The organism is Algoriphagus sp. AK58 (genome assembly GCF_014324365.1).
Lineage (GTDB): Bacteria > Bacteroidota > Bacteroidia > Cytophagales > Cyclobacteriaceae > Algoriphagus.
The window spans coordinates 188,444-213,747 of the sequence record NZ_QEIG01000002.1 but is presented as its reverse complement, the minus strand read 5'-3'; the positions used below and the strand labels follow the sequence as shown (position 1 = coordinate 213,747).

The window sequence follows — 25,304 nt, the reverse complement described above, 5'->3', positions numbered from 1 at the left end:
TTTCTTACCGCAAGGCATAGTCTATTGAATTTAAAGTGTTGAAAATAATTTATAGCCTGTCAAGGTAGCTTTGAACACTGCTTAGAATCATCGGATCCTGAGTAAGTTTCTTTACTGCCTCAAACTGTGCTTTCGCTTTGTTTTTTTCGTTGGATTCAAAATAGCTTACTGCCAAATAAAATTGCCCTTGGATATTCTGAGGATGGTATTTCACCAATTCCTCGAAACGCTCCGCAGCTCTTTTGTATTGACCTGACTGCATGGATAGCACGCCCATATTAAACAACCCGTCCTCATTTTGGGGATCCTGCTCGAGGACTTCCCGAAGCATGGTGATTCCCTGCATAGGATTGGCTGAAGACACATAGGTCATCGCAATCTTTGTTTTCAAATCCAATCGGGTTGGATCATTTTCCAAAACCCTGTTAAGGTAATTTCTGGTTTTTTCGGCAAGTGCTTCTACCTTTTTCTTGTCCAAAGCAAAGGAGAAAGCTTCATAACTTGCTTTTCCTGCTTCTTCAGCCAAGAACATGTTATCGGGAAGGATTATAGCCGCCTGATCCCAATAATAAGCTGCACTGTCAAACAAACCTTCTTCTTTATATATTCCTGCCAAAACCTGAGCTGAGGCCACTTTCTCTTCCTTGGTCGGAGCATTGAGAAAACTTTGGATCAGCTGATCGGCTTGGGTCCTATTTTCAGAAGAAAGCTCATTCTCGTGCGATTCGGAAATTACATCCGCAGGTGATTCAGATTGCTCACCGGACTCCTCCACTTTTGCTGCTGTCGCATCATTGTCTACCACCACTTTGGGGAGAGAAAACAACACCACGACGGCGACTATTCCTACTGCAACAAGAACGAGCTGTGATTTTTTCATGCTAAAGTCAACTCAAGATTAATCCTGAGGAGCCAATTGTTTGATTTTTTTACTGTTTTTGATCTTTTCTACAAATACCTTGGAAGGCTTGAAAGCCGGGATGTAGTGCTCATCGATCACGATAGCTGTATTCTTGGAGATGTTACGGGCGATTTTCTTAGCTCTTTTCTTATTGATAAAGCTGCCAAACCCTCTTACGTAGATGTTTTCTCCCTCTGCCATGGAGTCTTTTACGACTTTGAAGAACGCTTCGATGGCTTGTGTCACATCATCCTTCTGGATTCCGGTTTTGTCGGAAATCTTGGTGATTACTTCTGCTTTTGTCACAGTGATTTTAATTTAGAAATTACGAAATAAGCTTAACAACCTATTAACCAAGTGTTTTTGGGACTGCAAATGTACGAGAACCAATGCAATTAAAAAACATATTCAAAAAAATTCCCTTGGTTTGTAATGGAAATATTTCAGCCAAATGAATCTTAAAAACACTGAAAATCAAGCCTTTTCGAATCTTATTATTTCTTGGTATCGGGAAAATCCCCGAGAATTACCCTGGAGAGAGACCTCTGATCCCTATAAAATCTGGCTATCCGAAATCATTCTACAGCAAACCAGAGTAGCCCAGGGATTACCTTATTATTATGCATTTGTAAATGCCTACCCCACGGTAAAGGATCTTGCATTGGCTCCAGAATCAGATGTCCTTCGTCTTTGGCAGGGATTGGGATACTATAGCCGGGCCAGAAACCTCCATTTCTGCGCCAAGTTGATTTGGCATGAGCATGGGGGAAGATTTCCCTCCACTTATGACGCATTATTACAGCTAAAGGGAATTGGCAGCTACACAGCAGCAGCAATTTCCAGCTTTGCTTTTGGTGAAGTGAAGGCCGTGGTTGACGGCAATGTATTTCGGGTACTGGCCAGGTACTTTGGGATCGAGACAGACATAGCAAGCGGAAAAGCCAAAAAGGAATTTGAAACCTTGGCCAATGAGCTTATTCCAAAGGAAAATCCCGGAGAGTTTAATCAGGCAATGATGGATTTTGGAGCCAGACTATGCGTGCCCAAAAATCCGGACTGCTCCACCTGCCCTCTTCAAACCAGTTGCTTTGCATACAAAAATGGGTTAGTGGGTCAATTGCCGGTAAAAATCAAAAAAACCAAAGTCAAGGACAGAACGCTAGACTACGTGGTCATCAAATGCAGGGAACATTGGGTATGGAAAAAAAGAGGAACAGGAGATATCTGGACCGGATTGCACGACTTCCCTCTTATAGAGACTGCGCCATTGCCCTTGGGAGAAAAAGAAAAACCACAACCACTACCTAAAAAATACCGTCACATCTTGTCACATCAACGACTGACTGCAAGTTTTTCGGAGTTGGAAATTCCTGCCGAAAAATTTCCGGAACTCTCACAATGGTGTGAAAAGGAGGGATTTATGCTGGTAGCAGAAAAAGAGATTGAATACTTGGCTAAACCTAAATTGATTGTGAACTTTTTGAACGATCAGGGTATTTGAGTAATTTCAGTCTTCATTCATTTTTTAACAAAAAAACTTAAAGCTATGGCAGGTGTAAACAAGGTAATTTTACTGGGCAATTTGGGTGCAGACCCAGAAGTAAAGTATTTGGAGGGCGACAATGTAGTGGCCAACCTCAGATTGGCTACGACAGAATCGTACAAGGATCGAAATGGAAATCGTGTAGATCAAACCGAATGGCATGATTTGGAGCTTTGGGGCCCACAAGCCAAAATCGCTGAGCAATACCTGAGAAAAGGTTCACAAATCTATGTAGAAGGCAAAATCAAGTCTGACACTTGGCAGGATGAACAAGGCCAAAATAGGAAACGCACTAAAATCAGAGTGATCAGTTTCACTATGGTGGGAGGCAGGCCGGAAGGTATGGCTGGAGCTAACCCATCCACTCAAACTTCCCAAAGTCCGGCTGTAGCACCAAAACAAGCATCGGCAATGAGTCCAAGTTCAGCCCCTGATATTTCTATGGACGCTGAAGAGGATGATCTTCCGTTTTAATACCAAGCACAAATCCCCTGTTCTTTTGGTTCAGGGGATTTTCTAAATTTGTTTCATCAATTCCAACGCCTTATGGACGATCCCTACCCGAGTTACCTACTGATAGCCCAAGTTCCTGAGCTAACTTTCTCCTATTTTCTATTCAACGGGCTCGCACTGGTACTTTTATTAATCGGATCCGCTTTGGTATCCGGGTCAGAGGTTGCTTTTTTTTCACTGACCAAAGATGACATTACCGACTTGAATGATCATCATCCCGAAAAGGGAAGAATTATCACCAACCTTCTTTCTTCTCCAAAAAGGCTTCTCAGTACTGTTTTGATATTGAATAACCTTATCAACATTGCTATTGTCACCCTGACCACCTTTGTTACCTGGACCATTTTTGGAATGAATGCCACAGGAATAATCGTGATTTTGGTTCAGACTGTGGGGGTTACCTTTGCCATTGTATTTTTTGGAGAAATTGTACCCAAAGTATATGCAAACCAAGCCAAAACCACTTTTGCTCTTAATCTCGCCCCATACATCAGTTTTTTCAATTCCGTTCTAAAACCTTTCTCTGCCTTTTTAATGGCCTTTAGTGACGTGATAGAAAAAAGAATTCAACAAAAAGGATATTCACTTTCTGTGGATGAAATCCATCAGGCCTTGGAGTTGACCACGGAAGATACCCCGGAAGAGGAAAAAGAAATTTTAAAAGGGATTGTAAACTTCGGCACCCTGAGCGTAAGGCAAGTGATGAAAAGCCGAATGGAAATCACAGCAGTGGATTCCGAGATAGATTTCCACGAGCTGATGGACAAAATCAATAAAAGTGGATACTCCAGAATCCCAGTTTTTGAAGAAACCATAGACAATATCATCGGGATTCTTTATATCAAGGATCTTCTTCCCCATATCGATAAGGATGAGAACTTTGATTGGAAATCATTAATCCGGAAAAGTTTCTTTGTTCCTGAAAACAAAAAAGTAGACAGTCTCCTCAAAGACTTTCAAAAGATGCGCGTTCATATGGCGATTGTCGTCGATGAATATGGCGGCACCTCAGGCTTGGTTACTTTAGAAGACTTGATTGAAGAAATTATCGGAGAGATCAATGATGAATTTGATGATACCGATACGATCTTTTTTCAGGAGATCGATACAGACACCTTTATTTTCGAAGGCAAGGTGTCACTCAATGACTTTTGCAAGAAGCTTGAACTGGATTCACAAGTGTTTGATGAAGTAAAAGGAGAAAGCGAATCGTTAGGAGGCCTTTTACTGGAGCTCAACTCCAAAATGCCCAAAAACGGCACAAAAATCACTTTTGAGGATTTCGAATTTACTGTTTTGGCAGTGGATTCTCGAAAAATCAAGAAGGTAAAAGTCCATCTTAAATCAGGCGAAAAGGACAGTTCGACACCTTTTACCGATTAAACGCTTATTATTTTAATTCTGCAAAAATAATTTTTATCAGAATATTATTTTGTTTTTGATGACAAAACAAACTCCTTTCGCATCCTATTGTAAATAAGGAAAAATAAAAAGTTTAAATTTTTTTTTCAAAAAAATCAAAAAAACCATTACTCCTCATTTTTACATTTATTTTTATCAAAATGGCTAAAAAATAAACCTTGATTTTAATTTTTTGCAAAATTTCATTCAAAAATTCGGCTTATTTAAATCAGATTTTGATTTTGAAAAAAAATCAGGATAGCCCATTTTTATCAATAATACCGCATTAAAAAGGCCTATTCATTGCATTAATTTTAACAAAGGAAAAATTTTCTGTAATTTTTGGAAATTTTAAACCTATTAAATACTAATTAGAATGCAACAAGGTTTATATCGACCGGAGTTTGAGCATGACTCCTGCGGTATTGGCGCGGTGGTTGACCTGAGTAATACACCCACTCATGAGACTATCAGCGATGCCTTATACATGCTGAGCAACATGGAACACCGTGGAGGCCGCGGATCCGATCCCAAAACGGGTGATGGAGCGGGAATTTCCATTCAGGTACCACACCAGTTTCTCAAAGATGTAACCGCCCGTACAGAAATCAATTTACCCGAGCCAGGATACTATGGCGTGGGAATGACCTTTTTCCCTAAAAACAAACAGTTATACAAAAGATCTAAGGCGCTCCTCAATCAGTTGATCGAGGAAATGGATTTTAATCTGATCGGATACCGAGAGGTACCAGTAGATGAAACCGTACCTGGATCCGGTGCTTTGGATGTGATGCCCAATATCGAGCAGCTGTTTGTCAGCCATAAAAAAGGACTCACCGGGATCGACTTGGAAAGAAAACTGTATGTGCTCAGAAACTACGCCACCTCCAAGATCAATTCTGAAATACCTGGGGTAAATCACTCCTTCTATTTTGCCAGTCTGAGTTCCCTGACACTTATATATAAAGGTCAGTTGAGAACCGACCAAGTTTTGGCGTTTTATAAGGACCTTCAAAACCCAAGGATTGAATCGGCATTTGCTATCGTTCACTCACGATTTTCTACCAATACCTTTCCAAACTGGAGATTGGCTCAGCCCTTCCGATTCCTTTCTCACAACGGGGAAATCAACACCATCCGAGGCAATCTCAATAAGATGAAGTCTAAGGAGGCTCTGATGAAGTCCAAGTATTTCACGGATGATGAGCTTTCCAAACTGATGCCGATCACCAACAAGATGAATTCGGACTCTGCGAATCTGGATGCCATGGTGGAGCTGTTGACCCTGAGTGGCCGTTCGCTTCCCCATGCCATGATGATGCTAGTCCCTGAAGCCTGGCAGGATAATCAAGTGATGGATCGGGATCGGAAGGCTTTTTACAAATTCCACGCTTCTTTGGTTGAACCATGGGATGGTCCGGCAGCACTTTTGTTTACCGATGGTAAATCCGTAGGGGCTACCCTGGACCGAAATGGTCTTCGCCCACTTCGCTATTTCATTACCAGGGATAACAGACTGATCCTTTCCTCTGAAGCTGGCGCACTTCCAATCCGTGAGGCTACCATCACCGAAAAAGGCCGCATCAGTCCAGGCCGTATGCTTTGGGCCGATTTGGAAAAAGGCCGTGTATTATTTGACGAAGAGGTCAAAGGTGAAATCTGCAGACGTCAGCCTTACGAAAAATGGGTTAACGAACAGCGCACCAAACTGCGCTTTGTGCCAGATCCTGAGGAGCTGAGCCACCCATACTCCACTGAAAATATCCAAAAGTGCCAGACTGTTTTTGGATACACTTCAGAAGAGCTTAAAGTTATCCTTGCTCCTATGGGCGACACTGGCTATGAAGCTGTGGGTTCTATGGGTGCCGATACACCGTTGGCTGTGCTGTCCAAACAAAGCCAGCACATTTCCAATTACTTCAAGCAGCTATTTGCCCAGGTAAGTAACCCTCCCATCGATCCCATCAGGGAGCGATTGGTAATGTCCCTATTTACCAGAATCGGGGAAGGTCATAATATTTTGGAGGAAAGCCCTCAGCATACCAAGCAGATCCACATTTCTCAGCCCGTACTCCTCAACGAAGACTTGGAGAAAATCACCCGAATGGAACATTTGGGCTACCGGGCAAAACGACTGTTCGGACACTTTGTGGCAGATCATAAACCAGGAAGACTCCTCGAAGCCCTGGATAAACTTTGCAAAGAAGCAGAGGAGGCCATTCTTTTAGATGGTAAAAACGTCCTGATCATATCAGACCGAAACAGCTCTGAAAACCAGGCGCCGATCCCTTCACTTTTGGCAATTGGGGCTGTTCACCAACACTTGGTGAAGAAAAAAATCAGAACCCGAGCAGGCTTGGTTTTAGAATCAGCCGATATCAGAGAGGTTCACCATTTCGCCACAGCCATTGGCTATGGTGTCTCTGCCATCAACCCCTATTTGGCTTTGGAATCTTTGTTGGACCTGTTTAGAAAAGGCCAACTGAGCAAAGTGAAGGACGAAAAAACCTTGTTTGCCAACTATCAGGATGCCATCGGAAAAGGTCTGTTGAAAGTACTTTCCAAAATGGGAATCTCTACTCTGCAGTCCTATCAGGGCGCTCAGATTTTCGAAGCAATCGGATTAGGGCCTGAAGTGATTGACCGATGCTTCAAAGGTACAGTATCACGAATCAGTGGGATATCCTTTGATGAATTGGCAGAAGAAGTATTGATACGACACAGAGCAGCGTATGAGACCCATTCTCCTGTTCTCGAGACCGGAGGGGTCTATCAATGGAAACGAAGAGGGGAAAAGCACATGTTTAACCCCGAAACCATCCACTTGCTTCAGAAATCTACCCGATTGGGAGATTATGAACTTTACAAAAAGTTTGCTGCCAAAATCAATGAGCAGACTAAAGATGCCTTGACGCTACGCGGGTTATTTGAATTCAAAAAGCAAATCAGCGTCCCAATCGATGAGGTAGAGCCTGCGGAGAAAATCATGAAGCGATTTGCTACTGGAGCAATGTCTTTTGGATCCATATCCCATGAGGCACATACCACTCTGGCTATTGCTATGAACCGAATCGGCGCAAAAAGCAACTCCGGCGAAGGTGGAGAAGACGAGGTTAGATATGAGAAAAAACCAAATGGTGACTGGGAACGATCTGCCATCAAGCAGGTAGCCTCGGGTCGATTTGGCGTGACCTCCCATTACCTCACCAATGCTGACGAACTCCAAATCAAAATGGCTCAGGGCGCTAAGCCGGGTGAAGGCGGTCAGCTTCCAGGCCATAAAGTAGATGATTGGATTGGTCGTGTAAGGCATTCCACTCCGGGAGTGGGGTTGATTTCTCCTCCTCCCCATCATGATATTTATTCGATCGAAGATTTGGCTCAGCTGATTTTCGACCTCAAAAATGCGAACCGTAAGGCCAGAATCAATGTAAAATTGGTTTCTCAAGCAGGCGTAGGAACCGTAGCAGCCGGAGTGGCAAAGGCAGCCGCCGATGTAATCCTGATTTCGGGAGCAGATGGTGGCACTGGGGCTTCTCCATTGAGTTCAATTCGCCATGCAGGTTTGCCTTGGGAGCTTGGGCTTTCTGAAGCACACCAGACTTTGGTGAAAAACAACCTACGAAGCCGTGTGGTCCTTCAGACTGACGGACAGCTAAGAACTGGGCGTGATTTGGCTATTGCCACACTTTTGGGAGCTGAGGAATGGGGAATTGCAACTGGTGCCCTGGTAGTGGAAGGTTGCATCATGATGCGTAAGTGTCACCTGAATACTTGTCCTGTTGGTATCGCTACTCAAGATCCTGAGCTAAGAAAACTCTTCACAGGAGATCCAGACCATGTGGTCAATTATTTCAAATTCCTCGTGCAGGATCTCCGTGAAATTATGGCTTCCCTTGGATTCCGAACTATCGATCAGATGGTAGGCCAAAGCCAGGTACTTCAGTCCACCGGGCATCTCAACCACTGGAAGTGGGATAAAATCGATCTTTCTCCAATCTTCCACAAAGTGGAAGTCCCGGATCATGTGGGTATCCATAAGCAAATCGACCAGGAATTTGAATTACAAAATGTACTGGACCGACAGTTGATCAAGGCAGCCACACCAGCTCTGGAGCAAGCCATCCAAGTACAGGGTAATTTCCAGATCAAAAACACTGACCGATCTGTCGGTGCCATGCTTTCCAATGAGATTTCCAAAATCTACGGAGGCGTGGGATTGCCTGAAGACACCATCCACTTTAAGTTTAACGGCTCTGCCGGTCAGACTTTCGGGGGCTTTTTAGCCAAAGGAGTCAACTTTGAGTTGGAGGGAGAAGCAAATGATTACTTCGGAAAAGGACTTTCCGGAGGCCGTCTGATCATCTACCCAAGCCGAAATGCCCGATTTGTACCCGAGGAAAATATCATCATCGGAAACGTGGCCTTCTATGGCGCTACTTCTGGAGAAGCCTATATCAACGGCAAAGGCGGTGAAAGATTCTGTGTTCGAAATTCCGGAGTAAAGGCGGTGATCGAAGGAATTGGAGACCATGGCTGTGAATACATGACGGGTGGTCTCGTGATCAACCTGGGCGAGATCGGAAGAAACTTTGCCGCCGGTATGAGCGGAGGTATCGCCTATATTCTCAAAGACTACATCACGGAAATCAATACCGAAATGGTGGACATTGATCTTTTGGAAGAGGAAGACTTCGCCACAATCAAGGCTTACCTCAAGCGTCATGTCAAATTGACCAACAGTGGTCTTGGACAAAAATTCTTGGATGAATGGAGTTCCGCCAAGGAAAAATTCATCAAGGTCATTCCTAGAGACTATAAGGCTGTATTGGAAAAAAGAGCAAAAGAACAAGCTAAATCATTGGTGTAAGATGGGAGCGAAAGACGGATTTATTCAATTTAAGAGAGAAACACCTGTAAGCCGAGACCCAAAAGAGAGAATCGGAGATTACAGAGAAATATACGAGCCGTTTTCCGATGAAAAACTCAATCATCAGGCGGCAAGATGCATGGATTGCGGGGTGCCTTTTTGCCACAATGGTTGTCCGTTAGGCAATGTGATTCCGGAGTTTAACGATGCCGTGTACAATAAGGAATGGGAGCAAGCCATCAACATTTTACGCAGCACCAACAATTTCCCGGAATTCACCGGCAGAATCTGCCCTGCACCCTGCGAGGCGAGCTGTGTATTAGGAATCAACAAAGATCCTGTTGCCATTGAGTTGATTGAAAAAAGCATCGCTGAGAAAGCCTACGAACTTGGACTGATCAAGGCCAATCCTCCTGCAAAAAGAACAGGAAAAAAAGTGGCTGTCATCGGATCAGGTCCTGCCGGGCTTGCTGCGGCAGATCAGCTGAATCAGGCCGGGCATGAAGTGACCTTATTTGAGAAAGAAGCTAAGATTGGGGGCTTGCTACGCTATGGAATTCCGGATTTCAAACTGGAAAAATGGGTCATTGATCGAAGAATCGACTTGATGAGGCAAGAAGGAGTGATCTTTTCTACCAAAACTGAAATTGGAACAAGCATCAAAGCCGATTCCATTCTCCAAAATTATGATGCCGTGGTTCTTTCTACGGGCGCTCAACAACCCAGAGCGCTCAACATCAAGGGGGACAAACTCAAAGGTGTACATTTTGCGATGGAATTCCTTGGCAAACAAAATCAGGTGATTGGCGGGGAGATCTCTCAAAACCCGATTTCTGCCAAAGGAAAACACGTCATAGTCATAGGGGGTGGCGATACAGGAAGTGACTGTATAGGCACATCCAATCGTCATGGAGCAGCTTCCATTACCCAGCTGGAATTGCTTCCAAAACCCCCAAAACAACGAAATACCTTAAATCCTTGGCCGGAATGGCCCATGACTCTGAGAACATCAAGCTCTCATGAGGAGGGTGCTGATCGTATGTTTTCCATCCTCACCAAAGAATTTGTCGGAAATGAAGCGGGTGAAGTCACAGGGTTAACCTTGGTTGACATTGAGTGGAAGGAAAAAGGCGGTAGAATGACCTTTGAGGAAATTCCGGGCACGGAAAGAACTGTGCCGTGTGACCTTGCTTTCATAGCCATTGGCTATATGGGTCCTGCTCAAAATGGTCTTTTACACGCTTTTGGTGTGGACCAAATGGAAAACAGTCTGCCAAAATCAAAGAATTTTCAGAGTACCAACCCGAAAGTTTTCCTCGCGGGAGATATGCGCAGAGGCCAATCCCTGGTCGTATGGGCTATTTCCGAAGGAAGGGAAGCTGCTGTTAAAGTAGATGAATTCCTGATGGGTTCATCAACGCTACCGATGAAGGATGCCTCATTCTTCGAGGTAGAAGAGCAAATCGCTGGTTAAGGTCAGGATAAACCCATTGGGCTTACCCTGACTATTCAATAGTACCCTGTTTAGTTGACCCACCTGCGATATAGAAAGCCCCGAAATTACGGGGCTTTCTTCATTTACTTTTCTCCACCCATATTTCGGCGATGTCTGTGATGGAATTCTTTGGGGTCTTCTACCATGCCTCCTGGCCTTCGTCCAGGATGTCGATCCAATTTGATCTCCTCCCATTGCTTTCTTTGATCATCGGTGAGAACCTCCTTAATTTTTTCCTCCTGAGCTTTCATTTCAGTTCTCCTGACCTCCATCTCTGCTCTACGCTTCTCCATTTCGGCCTCGCGCTTTTTTGCGTTTTCAAGATTGATCGCAAAAATCTTTTGCTTTTGTTCGTCGGAAAGCTTCAATTCGGATGCCATCCTATCAGTCATTCTTTGAGCTCGCTCTTCCGAGCTTGGCCTCATTCTTTGTTCTTGGGCGGTAACCCCCAAACTCATGAAGGTCAGTACAACTGCCCCTATCATCCATTGTTTCATAGTTGTTTTGGTTTGTTCGGGAGTTAGACCAAGATCCGGGATGGTGGTTTAACTCTCCACCAAAACCATTCTGTTAATGAATCTTAACTCATACTTTTTCCCTCAATTAATTCCTTCCTTTCTGAAGCCCTTACATACTTTGGTTTGATCAATAACCTTAGGCTTGGGTCAAAACTGAGGTAATTCCAAGACCAATCCAGAAATATGAAAAGCCTGTTTTTTACCCCCAAAATGGCCATTAGGTGTACAAATAACCAAGTCAGCCAAGCTAGAGTACCCTGAAAACGCAAAAAGGGGAGATCCACTACTGCCAGTTTTCTTCCCACTGTAGCCATAGACCCCAGGTCCTTATAAGAAAACGGCCTCATTTCTTTCCCCTTGGAAATGGCCAATAAATTATCTGCTAGATTTCTAGCTTGCTGGATAGCCACTTGAGCGACTTGTGGGTGACCTTTTAGAAAATTACCTGTTGGCATCAGGCATTGATCTCCCAAAACGAAAAGGTTGTGAGCATCTGGAATCCGATTGAACTCATCGACCATGATACGGCCGTTGCCGGAATAATTTTCAGGCCTTAGCCCATCAATTTTATTGGGCTTGATTCCCGCTGCCCAAAGCAACGTCTGGGTTTCAATACTTTCCTTTCCCTCCAACAAGACCACTTTCCCATCATAATCCAAAACTCGAGTGTGTGTATACACCTCCACTCCCAATTTGACCAGGTAATCCATTGCTTTTTGCTGAGCCTCCGAGGACATAGCTGCCAGCAAGCTGGAACCTGCCTCTATCAAGACCACTTTCATATTTTTGAAACTCAGCTCAGGGTAATCTTTCGGAAAAACATTATTTCTCAATTCAGCCATTGCCCCGGCAAGTTCCACTCCGGTGGGTCCACCTCCCACGATCACTACATTCATAAGGGATTTTCTATTTTCCATCTTTTCGATGGTAATCGCCTTTTCGTAATTCGAGATGATCTTATTTCGGATATACAATGCCTCTGACACACTTTTCATGGGAGAAGAAAAATATTCGATATTCTTTGATCCAAAATAGTTGGTATCTGCCCCCATCGAAAGGACTAAGAAGTCGTAATCGATGTACCCTATGTCAGTAAAAAGTCTCTTATTATCCTTATCGACTCGGATGACTTCCGCCATGCGAAAACTGACATTTTTGGTGTTGTGAAAAATTTTCCTCAGGGGAAACGAGATGGCACTTGGCTCTAAGCCCGCGGTAGCAACCTGGTAAAAAAGAGGCTGGAATTGATGGAAATTGTTCTTGTCTAGAAGAATCACCTGAAACGATTTGTTTCTCAGACTTCGGGCGAGCTTGAGACCTGCAAATCCTGCTCCCACAATCACTACTTTGGGAAGCCCTAATTGGGGAAGGTTTGGAATAGCCTTGTAAGAATGGTCTGGCATGGATGTAAAAGGTTTAATCCTTACACGGCTTTTTACTGATTGCCGCCCTGTTTTTTGAAGAAATTTTACTTTGGTCGAGTGTTCGAATTGATCTTCGGTCAAGTAAAAGAAATTACTATTTTTGCCCTCCACAAACGAGCAAATCCATGGGAAGAGCATTTGAATTCCGAAAAGAGAGAAAATTCAAGCGTTGGGACAAAATGTCCAAAGTATTTACCCGCCTGGGTAAAGAAATCGTGATGGCAGTAAAATCCGGGGGACCGGATCCAACCACCAATGCCAAGCTGCGAACGGTCATCCAAAACGCAAAGGGTGCTCAAATGCCCAAAGACCGTATCGAAGCGGCCATCAAACGAGCCTCCAATAAGGATGAGAAAGATTACGAAGAGGTGGTATATGAAGGTTATGGTCCATTTGGTGTAGCCATCATCGTAGAAACTTCTACGGATAATACCAATCGGACTGTGGCAAACGTCAGGTCTTACTTCACCAAGGCCGGTGGCTCATTGGGGACTTCTGGCTCTGTAAGCTTTATGTTTGAGCGAAAAGCCGTTTTCCGTTTTGCAAAAGCAAACTATGATCTGGAAGAGCTTGAACTGGAATTAATCGACTTCGGACTTACCGAAATCGCAGAAAATGAGGGGGAAATATTTGCATATACTGAATTTGAAGACTTCGGCACCATGCAAAAAGCCCTAGAAGACCGAGGCATTGAGGTGATTTCCGCCGATTTTCAACGTTTCCCGACCACCCTTACTGAATTGACCGAGGAACAGGAAGAAATCATCAATAAGCTGATCGACCGTCTCGAAGAAGACGATGATGTAAACCAAGTATTTACCAATATGGCCTAAGGCTTAAGCCTGGCTTTGCTATGAGTTTTAAAAGAAGAGAAAATTTCCGCCCTACAGAAAAGCAACTGGTACTAGTAGGGAGTAAAAACCCAGTTAAGATTTCCTGCACAGAGGATGCTTTTACCCGAGCTTTTAATAGCTCCTTCTTAGTGGAAGGAATAAATGCTTCCTCTGGTGTTCCTGAACAACCAATCGGCGATCGGGAAACACTCTTGGGAGCGAAAAACAGGGCGTATAACTCCAGAGAGGTATTTCCTGAAGCCAATTATTGGGTCGGAATAGAGGGAGGGGTAGATGAGGATGAAAAAGGGATGTTTGCCTTTGCTTGGATTTTTATCCTTTCTGATTCAGGAAAAACCAGCCAGGCCAAAACCGGCACATTTTACCTCCCAACTCAAGTAGCTGAATTGGTAAAAGAAGGAATGGAACTGGGGAAAGCGGATGATTTGGTATTCAATCAGGAAAATTCCAAGCATCAAGGGGGTTCAGTAGGAATCCTGACCCATGGGGTCATCAACAGAGAGGAATATTACCGTCAGGCGATAATTTTGGCCTTAATCCCATTCCTCAACAAAACCTTGTTTTAATTGGTTAGCCTTCATCAAAAAAATAGAAAAACCGAACTCGTTTAAAAAACGCTGAGAAGAATTTGTTTTATTAAATTAAATCCCTTCATTTACAAATATACGCTGTTGAAACAACCAAAATCGCTGTTCGTGAGCCACGAGATTTGTAAAAGTTGTCTCAATCACCCCACCCTAAAGTTAAAAAACCTCCCATGGGAGGTTTTATTTTTTTAAGTTTTCCAAAAACCGAGTCAAAGCCTCTCTCCAATCTGGATTAGCATCCCAATCCGGACCGATGTACAATTCGTCTCTGACCAAAAACCGGATGTAATATTTGACCACTGTCTTGGATCCATCCTCACCGGTGAGGGGCTCCAATCCCATACTTTTCATCAAATCTGCCTGACGTCCCTCCACTTTTACCAAGATAAACTGGACCCGGTCAGCGATTAATTGTTGTGTGGTTTTTGCTTCTGTGAGCCATTCAATTTGATAAGGATAAAGGCTTTCTAATATTCCCTGAATCTGTGTTTTCTGTGTGGCTTGCTCAGCTAAAATAGTCGCCTCAGATTTTCCAAAAAGGTCATATCTGAAGTAGCTCATCGCACCTGTTTCTGCAGAAGAACCTTCAAGGGGAATTCCCAATTTGAATACTTCTAAATTGAGGGGATTTCGGGGTATAAATTTTTGAACGGACTGAGCCGTTTCCTGGGAACTGATCTGAGGAAATTCAGCCACATCCAGAACAAGAAGATTTTTTGATTTAGTTGTTTTCCCAAGCTCCTGCAATAATCCTCCCGCCTCAATCCAATCTTTCCCTGATACGCCAAAGAGAGCAGGAGAAGCGATTATTTTTCCGTCCCCGGAAAAAGGCCCTACATGAATGCTCAGTTTTTCCTTTTGTCTGGTTACCAAGATCACGTTTTTAACCTGCCTTTGTAGAAAGGCCTTCGCATAGTCTGCCTGACGAGCCTCAGAAAGTGCCACCTGCTCCAATTCAAAATAGGCTATTGGGTCTGCACCTGCCTGCACCAAATAGGTGTGAACACTGTCGGCAAGCTCTTGCCAAGAAAGCACAGGTCTGGCACCAGGGTCTGTGGAAATTACTACCACAGATTTTCCTTCAAAAAAAGATGGAGGCAATCCTCCCTGACCAAGTGAAATCCCAGCTAATCCAATAAAAAAAAGAAAGAATAAGATATATTTCATGCAATCCCTGAGGTGATGAAGGTAAGGTCTGTATTTTTACGAATATACATAACGATCCATAGGTATCCACGATATTAAACAGGATGAAAAACACACCCAGTGAAACATATCATCATGCAGGTTAATGTGGGACATAGGTAAGCAATTATAAACAGATGAATTCTACTTTGAATAAATTATTTACAGTAATTCTCTTTCTAGGTATTTCCTGCTTCACTTTTGCCCAGGAAATCAATTCACAAAAACTAATCAGGCATATCGAGTACCTCTCTTCTGACGAATTGGCTGGCAGAAAACCGCTAAGTGAAGGTAACCTAAAAGCCAGAAAATACATTTTGGAAGAACTTATCTCCATGGATCTTGTGGAGCCACTTTATCCGGATTTTCTTCAAAAATTTTCTTTTACGAATCAGAGAGAACAAAAAACCTATACCGATGCCGCAAATGTGGTGGCTTTTATTCCCGGAAGCCAATCCCGTAAATTAATTGTAGTCACAGCCCATTACGATCATGTGGGGATAGGAAGAGTAGATATGGAGGGGGATTCTATCTACAATGGGGCTGATGACAATGCTTCAGGAACTGCCGCCCTGATGGTTTTGGCTGAATATTTTTCCAAAAACCGACCTCAGCATGGGATGATGTTTGTGGCCTTGGATGCGGAAGAAATGGGCCTTCGTGGTGCCAGATTTTTGGTCAATGACTTTCCCTATCCTCTGGAGCAAATCTTACTCAATGTAAACATGGATATGCTTTCGAGAAGCGATAAAAACGAATTGTATGTCTCCGGCACCTATTACTACCCTCAATTTAAGAGCATCCTCGAAAAAGTAGCCAACGGCTCTGATCCTAAGTTGGCCTTTGGTCATGACGAACCCGGAACAGGAAGTAACGATTGGACCAAGTCTTCCGATCATGGGGCATTTTTTGAAAAGAAAGTACCTCATCTCTATTTCGGAGTAGAAGACCACGAGGATTATCACAAGCCCAGTGATGAGTTTGAAAACATACAGCCTCAGTTCTACATCAATGCCGTAAATCTGATATTGAAATCACTGATTGCACTGGACCAAGGTTTGTTGGAATAGTGTCGAGGTTTTGTATATTCTATGCTTGAAAAAAACCTAAACTTTTTGCGATTTGGGAAAAAATGATCTAATCACCCGTCTACTCATCTGGAGGCTCAGACACATGAGCAATCAGAATTTTATTTTGATACTCAGCGGATTGATTGGAGTGTTTTCCGGTATCGCTGCAGTGATACTAAAAACGGCGGTACATGGAATACAAAACTTTCTGACAGAAGACTTCTACACCGAATATGCCAATTTCATGTACATCATATATCCCTTGATCGGGATTTCGGCTGCATTTCTGATCGGGAAATTTTTCTTAAAAGACTTAGGAGGGCACGGCATACCGGATGTTCTCTTTAATATCTCCAAAAATTCCAGCCTTATCCCTCGTGTCAAAATATACAGCAGAGTTATTACTTCGGCTTTGACTGTGGGATTTGGAGGATCTGTAGGATTGGAAGCCCCTATGGTTATGACAGGCTCTGCCATTGGATCCAATGTGGGACTGCTGATGCACCTTAATGCCAAGAAAAGAACCCTGTTGATAGGCTGTGGGGCTGCGGGCGCAATTTCGGCCATCTTTGGGGCACCGATAGGAGCTGTGATTTTTGCCATTGAAGTAATTCTGATGGAGATTAGCACCGCAAGTTTTATCCCTCTGTTGATTGCTTCGGTGACAGGCTCTCTTACTTCTATGATTTTGATCGGTGAAGAGTCCTTATTTAATTTCAACCTCAAGGAGAGTTTCGAGGCAGCCCATATGCCTTACTATTTACTTCTGGGTATCATTTGTGGATTAGTCTCGCTATACTTCAGCAGGATGGTCAGATACACCGAGGGGATCATGGAAGATATAGGAGACCAATGGATGAGAATTACCTATGGAGGTGCATTTCTGGGATTTATGGTTTTCTTCTTCCCTCCCATTTATGGTGAAGGATATGAAACCTTGAATATCCTGATCGATGGCAACTCTTCTGAGGTCTTGGACAAAAGCCCCTTCTTTTCAGCCATAGAAAACCCCATCATGGTCTTGGGGTTTTTGGTCTTGATTATCCTGCTCAAACCTATGGCATCCGCCATCACGATCGGTGCGGGAGGAAGCGGAGGGATCTTTGCACCTTCTCTTTATGCTGGAGGAATCACGGGATTCGTTTTTGCCTTTTCCAAAAATTTGCTGGGATTTCATATTCCCCTCCCTTTGGCACACTTCACTTTGGTAGCTATGTGCGGAGTGATGGCCGGCGTACAACATGCCCCGCTTTCAGCTATATTTCTTATTGCTGAGATCACGGGAGGATACGAGCTATTTGTACCTCTGATGTTTGTTTCAGCCATCTCGTTCATTACCAAAACCTCCTTTCAAAAAGACAGCCTTTATACCCTTCAATTAAAATCTCAGGGGAAACATCTTCCGGAGACCAAAGACCAGGAGCTTCTAGAGACGATCAGCATCACCCAAGTAATCGAACGTGACTTATTGCCAATCCATCCTGATGCCCAATTGGGAGATTTGATCGAGTTGGTAAAAATCTCCAAGAGGAATATTTTTCCGGTAGTTGACGAGAACCATATTTTGAATGGAATTGTCACTTTGGATGACATTCGTGACATCATGTTTGATCCTGAAAAACAAAAAACCGTACTGATCAGACAGCTGATGCACAGTCCTCCGGAAATCCTATTTTCAACTGAAAATATGCAATCTGCCATGGAGAAATTTGAAAGAAGCGGTGCTTGGAATCTGCCGGTACTGGACAATAATAAGTATTTGGGATTTGTCTCAAAGGCAAGAATCTTCAATGCTTATCGCAAGAGATTAATCCGTCAAAAGCAAGACTGAGCACCAAAAGAAAATAAAATTCTGAATTCGGATTTATCCACTTAAATGGCTGCAAAAGACTCAGGTTTTTTTTCACTTAGCTTCATTTATCCACAAATCCAGGTATAAAAATAGCATGTTAACTATCTGATTTTCTTTGATTTAAATGATTATTGTGGAAAACTGTGGATAAATAATTGAAAATGTGGATAAATTTTTCTTGCGTTTTTTACACCCTTGAATCCATGCATTTTAGCCACTTTTTGGACTTTTTCCGGTGAAAAATTCAGGTCTTGATTTCTTTTAGATTTTAACCAAACCACAAGGTAAATTCAGAATATTATTTGGATTTTTTATGGTATTACGCCCCCAGCATAAAGGAAATTTAAGATAGGCAGGTCAGGCATTATGAAGTCTGAGAAAAATCCAAAATTAACAGCGCAAATTCAAATTTAAGCCCCGAATCCTAAGGGGGCCAGATTATTCATTTGCCTGACAATCCAGCTTTGTCGCCCCCTGATATACCCGGTTGGCCTAGCTGGACTCCATCTTCTCGGATTAGGCAATACAGCGGCGATCAGGGCAGCCTGACTTTGAGAAAGCTTGGAGGCACTTTTCTTAAAGAAAGTCTGTGAAGCAGCTTCAATCCCATAAATCCCATCCCCCATTTCGATCACGTTAAGGTATACTTCCATGATGCGCTCCTTGGACCAAAGCAACTCCACTAAAACTGTAAAATAAGCTTCTAATCCCTTTCTTACGTAGCTACGGGATGGCCAAAGAAACACGTTTTTCACAGTCTGCTGAGTGATAGTACTGGCTCCTTTGATTCGTTTTCCTTTTTTGTTGTTTTCCCAAGCCTTTTCCATCGCTTCAAAATCAAATCCCCGATGATCCAAAAATTTTTGATCTTCGGCTGCATAGACTGCCTGGGGGGCATGCCGGGACATATCATCGATCGAAACCCAATCTTTATATAAACGAAGCTCTTTCTTGGGATCAAAGGCCTGCTCAACCAATCGAATGACCATTAAAGGAGTAATGGGAACCGGAACAAAACGGTAAAGTATCACCAGTCCGATTGAGAGTCCAAAAAACCATAAGGCGACCTTCCAGATCAATTTTCCAATCCAGCGGATGACGTTCATAATGAGAAATTAAGAGGGTGGTTTTTACCGGCACAAATTGGCAGAAAAAAACGGGATTTTCATCACTGACAATTCTCACTGACTTTATTAGCCAGAGAAAATCGTAACTCTCAGTATTAAGGGGAAACGTTTTTCATCAAAATGATGGGATAAGAAAGTGCCTGGGAAACTATCTCAAAAAATCGCTTCAATTCATTATATCTTTTTGCAGGATGAGAAGACCGACGGATATCAAGTACAGTTTCTATTATTATTATTTGATTTTCTTGAGACACCAAATAGCTGAAATAGATTCCGTCTTTCTCCAGTTCCATAGTGGTAGGCTGTGGGAGTTCGTCCAATTGATATCCTTCCGGAATTTGAAAGGAAAATTTCATCTTTTCCTTCATGGGAAATCCAAACTCAATATCAAAAAGCCTCGAATCATCGGTAAACGGATTCTCAGAAAAGCCTGAGAAAGTAAACGGATCCAACACTACCATTCCGTTTTCTTCCTCTCTTATGGACAGGTTAAAATTGGAAACAAAGTACCGATCCTTTCTAAAATGATCTTCAAAAGTGATGTTGTAAGGTTCAGGCTTTCCATCAGCCTTCAACTCTTCATTCACTTGGGCCTTCAAACTTTCCATCACAGCCAACACCGTTAAATCCGTCATTTTTAAATGCTCATGAAACTGCAATTGTCCAATCGAATCCAATCCAAGTGTCACATCAAGCTCAGTTCCGGATTGAAACTGATGAGAAAGGGCGATAATATTTGATTGACCCGATGAGATAAGGAATCCCTTTTCTACATACTTGTCCAAAGGAAGCAATCCAAACGGAAGCTTGGAATCTGTAGGATCCAAATACCATTCTCCCTCTCCGATCTTCACCCGGACCAGAGAAGAGGTAAACTGATCCAGGTTAGGACTTGGGATCAGATAGCTTCGGGATAACGGCGAAAGCTGGTTGATCAAGATCAGTTCTGCCTCAATTTCACGGACCCTCAATGCGGCAATCAACAGGAGATTTAAGTCCATATGATTCCCCTTTTTAGTCCTGATTAATTCAGAAACACCCTTGGAAGGAAGTGGATACAAGGTGGGTTCTTCCTCAAAGTTTTCAGAAATATATTCATAGATATTTCTGGCAATAGCCTCCTTACTTGAATCAATAAAGACATCTTCTTTAAACCCTAAATTTTTGTAGGAGATCGGCTTTTGGTAAGTGCCATATTCCTTCCTCGCCATAATTTGTTCGCCGAGTTTTTCCCAGGTAGAATATAAAACAGTCGGATTTTGGGTTCGGTCAACCGATAAAAACCCCTCTACTCTCTCCAGATAATCCATCGGGGAAGAAATATAGGGCTCTACTTTGAAGGAGGGCACATTCCTTAACTCCCAAAAAAACTTATCTTTTTGGGGAGTCATGGACATAGCATCTTTGACCCTACCTGCCGCAACAATTAATTGGTACTGCAAAAAGTCCGGCACCTCAAAGGTGTATTTAGTTCTAAGCTTGGGTTGCTCACCTTGAAAAATCCATCCTTCCAGGGAGTAATACACCCTATCAGTTTTGAGGTAGCGGTATTCCAAAATAGATCCTTTGACTACATGGGGGAAAACAATTCGGTATTGCCAATACCCATCTCCCATTTCAACCAGCTTAATGTTGTCATCGGATAATTGGTAGACTTTTCGCTCTCCGTCCTCTAGGTAACTGACCTGTGCCTCCAATTCCCTGATCGATTCAATATTGAAATCCCCAGCCTGGAAAAATGGGATAACAAAATCACCAAAGTTACCTACGTTATCATCCAGAACTTTATATCGAAAATAGTAAGTGGTGTATATCCCAAATACTCGATACGTCTCTTTTTCCCAAATCAAGCCGGAATTGCCCTCCTCATACAGTGAAACCACCTTGGCTTCCGGCTGAAAGGGTACTGTCTCCAACTCCAATTCCAAGGGAGAATACTGGCCCCACTTGACTTCTTGGGCTTCATTCTTAGCAGGATTAACTGCTAGAAACAGAGCAAAAACCCCAACAATAAAAGATTTCAAGGATTTTCCTCAGCTGAGATTTTCTTCAAAATGACCGGTGAGGAAAGTTTGGAAGCCACACTTTCCATGAAAAGTCTTAACTCAGCATAGTGCCTGGTCTCCACCAATGGCTCTTTAACTTCGAGCTTGCCGGTTACTTTCAAAATCTCACCTAAGCGCTCTACCTGATAGGAAAAAACCACGGGATTTCCTCGGATAGAAAAAGACTCTGATTGTGGATAATCGTCCACTTCAAAACCTGGGGGAATCTGAATATTGCTGGTATAGGTCTCACTGAAAGCATATTCAAAGTCGACTGGAAATACTCTAAAATCCAGTGTAAACGGATTCTTTGCAAAATTGGAATAGGGAATTGGGGAAAAAGAAATCTGATCGGCATTGACCAGGTCATCCACTACAAGCTGAAAAGTAGTGGTTAGAAAATTATTTTCAGCCAGTTGATTATCCACTGAAACATTTCGGACCTCACCTTCTTCATAAGACTCCTTAAAAAGTTTGGTCAGCGGCTCACCACTTTTCTTCAAGCTTTCTGAAAATCTAGCCGTTTTCAACCCTGCATACTGAAAAGATCTAAGTGTGTTATCCATAATCAATTCGCCTTTTTGCTCATTGAAACTGATCGAGGAAAAAACTACGGTATTGGAATTGTGCCGAATCTGGATGGGGATCAGTTTGCTCTGATTCTTTTGAAGCAATAAGCCTGCTTTCACATGCTTGTCCAAGTCTACATAGCCAAATGGTGCAAGTGGATCACTTAGATCCAAAAACTGCAATTGCCCGTCGAGATTGGCTAAAAGCAGGATCTCGTCAAACTGATTTAAAAACGGAAAAGCCACAGGCTCGCTTCTCCCATAACCTTTGCTACCTACCAATACAGGATCACAGGTTATTCCTAAAGACCTCAAAATTCCCATGTAAGCAAGAATTAACTCTCCAGGGGCTCCCTTTTTGGACTTTAGCAATTGCCCTAGGGTCTGGTCTGTGTAAATCCAATCCTCTCCCTCGTTCACAAAGTTATCCCTTATGTAATAATAGGCCTTTTTTGCTTTTTCATTTTCTGTTCCTAAGCTCAAATCCAAAGAAAAAACCTCTTTCTCTAAAGGGCTGGTCCGATAGAAGCCTTTTGAAGTGTAGTAATCGATCATCCCATCACCCAATTTTTCCCAAGTATTAAGGAAGTCTTCCCATTCTGCGCCAGAGGTAGTCGCCGCTCGCTGATACCTGGAAAGCTGAAATTCTACCCGGTCCACATAGTCCCGATAATTTCTCATATAGGGTTCCTCTTTGACCGAATGGAGATTTCTCAACACCCAAGAATAAATCCCGTTTGCCCCACTTTTTTCCGATTTGTTGAAAAAATTAGCTCCTTGACCGATCATTTTATACTCCAAAGGAGGAATCATCGTGATCTGGTACTTAGAATAGAGCACTGGCACATCCTTGGGAAACGTCCACCCATCCAGAAATTCAATGTTTCTATCCACCTTTTTGTAGCTGTACTCTAAGATGGAACCTACCTGGACATTGGGGAAGGTGATTCTCAATTCCTTTATTCCATCCCCGATTACGACCTCCTTAAAGTCCTCTTTCCCCAGTTTGATCACTACTGGTCTTCCATTTTCGAAAGTCGTAACTTGAGCTTTGGTTCCAGCTATTTCCTCCACATTAGTATCTCCGGCAAAATACCTAATCCGGATATCCGCTTTGCTTTTGCCTGCCTCAGTCAGGATCTTTACCCTAAAAAATGTCTGCGTTTCGAGCAGACTGGAGAAAAAGCGTGACTCTCCAGAAGCTGCCAATACTACAGCCGGGGCATCAGGTTCAAATGTGACGGAGCTTAGGTCTATCTCCTCTTGAGAAAACTCTCCCATTTTTAGACTTTGTGTATAGCCTAAGAGAGAGACAAATACCAAGAGGAAAGTGATCAATCTTGATTTCATAGAAAATTAATTTGAACTTATTGTGGTGCTGGGTTTGGATAAGAAAATACTGCGGTCAAAAGCGCTGTTTACTTTTTTGACAAAATCAAGTTTTTGGGACCTGGTCCAATCAGAAGGGATGTCGATCAGCAACTCTCTTTTCAACAACAGCAGATCTTCGTCCAAAGTGACTGTTAGAGTGCCTTTGAGATGCTCTTCGTCCACCTCTACCTTGGGCAATGAACCATCGGACAATAGTGCTTCGGGAAGCCTGATCTCCAGCTGGTCCTGCTGATGTAGGAAGTTATGATCCAACTTGGAAGGAGTGATTTTCCCCATGAATGATTTTATAATAAATCGCTTGGAGGTCTGCTGCACAAACCTCTGAAGGTATCCTTCCAAGACGACATCTGCCAAAAGAAGGGAATCCTTAGGTTCCACACCCAATTTCAACTGGTTTATGACCAATCCTGGAACCGAAAAACCCGTGCTGAAAAATTCTTTTTGCTCCCGCTCGTCCTTCAAGTTTTTGACATAAAGCAATCCCTCTGCAAAATTCCCTGACTGAGTAACGCGAGACTCTACTTTCGCGTCACCTTTCAGATCGATTTCTAACTTGGATATGGTGGTGATTTTATTCCATTGATCCGTGGAATAGGAGGGAGTTTTAGTCAAAAATCCCCCATCAGAAGTAGTGACCAAAACATGCCTATCTTTGGTGAAATCACCTAGATATCCAGCAGGCAAGGAATTGGAAGTACACTCCAGCCAAATAGGATTTGAATCCGTCGGGACATAAAGGATCACGTGATTAAACTGGTTGGAGGGAAAATCAACCTGAATGTCTTTGGCATTGACTCCCGCAAATACCAAGGAATAGTGAGAGGTAATGCCTACTGCTTCCAACATAGCCTTCATGAGATTGGTAAGACCTTTGCAGTCTCCATAAGAGTATTTCAGGACTTCCTCTGCTTTCATCGTCTGCCATCCTCCAATACCCAACTGGATACTGACATAGCGAAAATTTTTCTGAAGGAACTCATAAAGAATTTTGATTTTCTCATAGTCCTCATCCGCTCCGCTGACCATCTCTCTGAGCTTGGATTTAAATTCTTCAGGTAACTCTGCTCTGCCTTTGTTCAGCTCGTATTGCCATCGTGCCAGGCCAGCCCAATCACTCATCTCTCCATGATAGGTTTCCAATGCGAACTTCACAGGTGCAAGGATAAGCTTGTAGTCTTTATCCTCTTCAAAATCAGGAGCCTGTACCGGCAAATCTTCCAAAGTCCATTCAAGGATTTTAACCCCCTCTTGGTAAATCACTGTTGGCTCGCCAGGAAGGTTAATTTCTTTGTATTTGACACCAATTTCTTGCGGAAACCTTACCTGAAATACAGACTTTTCCACTCGCTGATGGTAATTGGGCACAGGAGTCCAAGAAGGGAGAAAAAAATTGCTCTTAGACTGTGTCTGTATCCTTACAGTAACATCAACTGGAAACTTAGATGAAGTCAACTCCATGTACTTGTACCTATTGTCATCAAAAAAAGTAGATGAGGAATTCAGAGCCGCATCTCCCAGATCTTTGAGCCTTGCTTTTTTGAGTGATTTACCCGTGATAGCATCGGTCATTTCCATCTCAAAGTCTTGAATTTCGTTGAGCTTATCATAAAATATTAACGAGGCCCCGTGCTTTAGTCCTTCTTGGGAGTTTACCCGTAGGCGCTTTTCAATCACTCGCTGATATGAATAATCGGGATAAATGGAAATAACTTCTTTTACTACCAAACTTGAATGGACAGGAACCTCTGCAGTTGCGGTTACCGCCATGAAAACAAGAAGCCCACTCAACCAGCTCCAAGCAAAAAGAATTTTTATCATGAAAATAAATTAAAACTAGAGCTCTAAAATATTAGATTAGTTGAAAGATTTTTGGAATGAGAACAAATTTATTTTTTTAAGAAATCCAGGAATAAAAAGCTTTCCATTTTGTCGGAGAGATTTGGGAGAAATTTGTAAAT

18 protein-coding genes are annotated in these 25,304 nt (G+C 42.9%); 9 read left to right on the top strand and 9 right to left on the bottom strand.

Translation table 11 applies throughout. The features are described from left to right. Positions 1-49: 49 nt before the first annotated feature. Complete coding sequence (locus DDT91_RS02010; RefSeq protein WP_187174448.1) at positions 50-880, bottom strand: M48 family metallopeptidase; 831 nt, start codon at positions 878-880, stop codon at positions 50-52. Between the two features lie 18 nt (positions 881-898). Beyond that, positions 899-1,207, bottom strand: coding sequence for an HU family DNA-binding protein (locus tag DDT91_RS02005; protein ID WP_187174447.1), 309 nt, complete (start codon positions 1,205-1,207; stop codon positions 899-901). A 145-nt stretch (positions 1,208-1,352) separates the two neighbouring features. Between DDT91_RS02005 and mutY the strand changes: the two genes are divergently transcribed. From mutY to DDT91_RS01980, 5 genes are all read left to right on the top strand, one after another. Beyond that, positions 1,353-2,402 (top strand): A/G-specific adenine glycosylase, encoded by a 1,050-nt coding sequence (gene mutY, locus DDT91_RS02000; protein ID WP_187174446.1) that lies wholly within the window; start codon positions 1,353-1,355, stop codon positions 2,400-2,402. A gap of 45 nt (positions 2,403-2,447) precedes the next feature. Continuing rightward, on the top strand, positions 2,448-2,918 hold the full coding sequence (locus DDT91_RS01995) for a single-stranded DNA-binding protein (protein WP_187174445.1): 471 nt from the start codon (positions 2,448-2,450) through the stop codon (positions 2,916-2,918). A 72-nt stretch (positions 2,919-2,990) separates the two neighbouring features. Beyond that, a complete protein-coding gene (gldE, locus tag DDT91_RS01990; protein ID WP_187174444.1) occupies positions 2,991-4,340 on the top strand; it encodes a gliding motility-associated protein GldE in 1,350 nt (449 codons plus the stop codon). Between the two features lie 394 nt (positions 4,341-4,734). Next, a complete protein-coding gene (gltB, locus tag DDT91_RS01985) occupies positions 4,735-9,228 on the top strand; it encodes a glutamate synthase large subunit (RefSeq protein WP_187174443.1) in 4,494 nt (1,497 codons plus the stop codon). Position 9,229: 1 nt separating this feature from the next. Next, a complete protein-coding gene (locus DDT91_RS01980; RefSeq protein WP_187174442.1) occupies positions 9,230-10,702 on the top strand; it encodes a glutamate synthase subunit beta in 1,473 nt (490 codons plus the stop codon). 104 nt (positions 10,703-10,806) lie between these two features. On the opposite strand, the gene DDT91_RS01975 is transcribed toward DDT91_RS01980, so the two are convergent. Then, positions 10,807-11,220: a DUF4890 domain-containing protein gene (locus DDT91_RS01975; RefSeq protein WP_187174441.1), complete on the bottom strand. Its 414-nt coding sequence runs from the start codon at positions 11,218-11,220 to the stop codon at positions 10,807-10,809. An 83-nt stretch (positions 11,221-11,303) separates the two neighbouring features. Next, a complete protein-coding gene (locus DDT91_RS01970; RefSeq protein WP_187174440.1) occupies positions 11,304-12,644 on the bottom strand; it encodes an NAD(P)/FAD-dependent oxidoreductase in 1,341 nt (446 codons plus the stop codon). Positions 12,645-12,790: 146 nt separating this feature from the next. On the opposite strand from DDT91_RS01970, the gene DDT91_RS01965 reads away from it, so the two are divergent. Both DDT91_RS01965 and yjjX read left to right on the top strand, forming a co-directional pair. Further along, positions 12,791-13,498 (top strand): YebC/PmpR family DNA-binding transcriptional regulator, encoded by a 708-nt coding sequence (locus DDT91_RS01965; RefSeq protein ID WP_187174439.1) that lies wholly within the window; start codon positions 12,791-12,793, stop codon positions 13,496-13,498. A 20-nt stretch (positions 13,499-13,518) separates the two neighbouring features. Then, positions 13,519-14,085 carry an inosine/xanthosine triphosphatase gene (gene yjjX / locus DDT91_RS01960; RefSeq protein WP_187174438.1) on the top strand — a complete coding sequence of 189 codons (567 nt, stop codon included), beginning with the start codon at positions 13,519-13,521 and terminating at the stop codon, positions 14,083-14,085. Positions 14,086-14,286: 201 nt separating this feature from the next. Here the strand turns inward: yjjX and DDT91_RS01955 are convergent, their stop codons facing one another. Next, positions 14,287-15,273, bottom strand: a complete 987-nt coding sequence (locus DDT91_RS01955; protein ID WP_187174437.1) for an NTPase — start codon at positions 15,271-15,273, stop codon at positions 14,287-14,289. Positions 15,274-15,428: 155 nt separating this feature from the next. Here DDT91_RS01955 and DDT91_RS01950 point away from each other — a divergent pair, with 155 nt between their 5' ends. Then, on the top strand, positions 15,429-16,361 hold the full coding sequence (locus DDT91_RS01950) for a M28 family peptidase (RefSeq protein ID WP_187174436.1): 933 nt from the start codon (positions 15,429-15,431) through the stop codon (positions 16,359-16,361). Positions 16,362-16,464: 103 nt separating this feature from the next. Next, positions 16,465-18,192, top strand: coding sequence for a chloride channel protein (locus tag DDT91_RS01945; RefSeq protein ID WP_187174435.1), 1,728 nt, complete (start codon positions 16,465-16,467; stop codon positions 18,190-18,192). Positions 18,193-18,623: 431 nt separating this feature from the next. Here DDT91_RS01945 and mtgA read toward each other — a convergent pair whose 3' ends face one another. The 4 genes from mtgA to DDT91_RS01925 form a co-directional block, all read right to left on the bottom strand. Next, on the bottom strand, positions 18,624-19,319 hold the full coding sequence (gene mtgA, locus DDT91_RS01940) for a monofunctional biosynthetic peptidoglycan transglycosylase (protein ID WP_187174434.1): 696 nt from the start codon (positions 19,317-19,319) through the stop codon (positions 18,624-18,626). 116 nt (positions 19,320-19,435) lie between these two features. Next, entirely contained in the window at positions 19,436-21,364 is a 1,929-nt protein-coding gene (locus DDT91_RS01935) for a DUF3857 domain-containing protein (RefSeq protein WP_187174433.1), read from the bottom strand. Then, on the bottom strand, positions 21,361-23,304 hold the full coding sequence (locus DDT91_RS01930; protein WP_187174432.1) for a DUF3857 domain-containing protein: 1,944 nt from the start codon (positions 23,302-23,304) through the stop codon (positions 21,361-21,363). The genes DDT91_RS01935 and DDT91_RS01930 overlap by 4 nt, the downstream gene beginning before the upstream one ends. 6 nt (positions 23,305-23,310) lie before the next feature. Then, positions 23,311-25,164: a DUF3857 domain-containing protein gene (locus DDT91_RS01925; protein ID WP_187174431.1), complete on the bottom strand. Its 1,854-nt coding sequence runs from the start codon at positions 25,162-25,164 to the stop codon at positions 23,311-23,313. Positions 25,165-25,304: the final 140 nt, after the last annotated feature.

Bases quoted from the DNA above. Each gene is read 5' to 3' on its own strand.
- DDT91_RS01970 (WP_187174440.1), bottom strand. From the start codon at position 12,644: ATGCCAGACCATTCTTACAAGGCTATTCCAAACCTTCCCCAATTAGGG.
- DDT91_RS02010 (WP_187174448.1), bottom strand. From the start codon at position 880: ATGAAAAAATCACAGCTCGTTCTTGTTGCAGTAGGAATAGTCGCCGTC.
- mtgA (WP_187174434.1), bottom strand. From the start codon at position 19,319: ATGAACGTCATCCGCTGGATTGGAAAATTGATCTGGAAGGTCGCCTTA.
- DDT91_RS01995 (WP_187174445.1), top strand. From the start codon at position 2,448: ATGGCAGGTGTAAACAAGGTAATTTTACTGGGCAATTTGGGTGCAGAC.
- DDT91_RS01925 (WP_187174431.1), bottom strand. From the start codon at position 25,164: ATGATAAAAATTCTTTTTGCTTGGAGCTGGTTGAGTGGGCTTCTTGTT.
- DDT91_RS01945 (WP_187174435.1), top strand. From the start codon at position 16,465: ATGAGCAATCAGAATTTTATTTTGATACTCAGCGGATTGATTGGAGTG.
- mutY (WP_187174446.1), top strand. From the start codon at position 1,353: ATGAATCTTAAAAACACTGAAAATCAAGCCTTTTCGAATCTTATTATT.
- gldE (WP_187174444.1), top strand. From the start codon at position 2,991: ATGGACGATCCCTACCCGAGTTACCTACTGATAGCCCAAGTTCCTGAG.
- gltB (WP_187174443.1), top strand. From the start codon at position 4,735: ATGCAACAAGGTTTATATCGACCGGAGTTTGAGCATGACTCCTGCGGT.
- DDT91_RS01930 (WP_187174432.1), bottom strand. From the start codon at position 23,304: ATGAAATCAAGATTGATCACTTTCCTCTTGGTATTTGTCTCTCTCTTA.
- yjjX (WP_187174438.1), top strand. From the start codon at position 13,519: ATGAGTTTTAAAAGAAGAGAAAATTTCCGCCCTACAGAAAAGCAACTG.
- DDT91_RS01965 (WP_187174439.1), top strand. From the start codon at position 12,791: ATGGGAAGAGCATTTGAATTCCGAAAAGAGAGAAAATTCAAGCGTTGG.
- DDT91_RS01950 (WP_187174436.1), top strand. From the start codon at position 15,429: ATGAATTCTACTTTGAATAAATTATTTACAGTAATTCTCTTTCTAGGT.
- DDT91_RS01955 (WP_187174437.1), bottom strand. From the start codon at position 15,273: ATGAAATATATCTTATTCTTTCTTTTTTTTATTGGATTAGCTGGGATT.
- DDT91_RS01975 (WP_187174441.1), bottom strand. From the start codon at position 11,220: ATGAAACAATGGATGATAGGGGCAGTTGTACTGACCTTCATGAGTTTG.
- DDT91_RS01980 (WP_187174442.1), top strand. From the start codon at position 9,230: ATGGGAGCGAAAGACGGATTTATTCAATTTAAGAGAGAAACACCTGTA.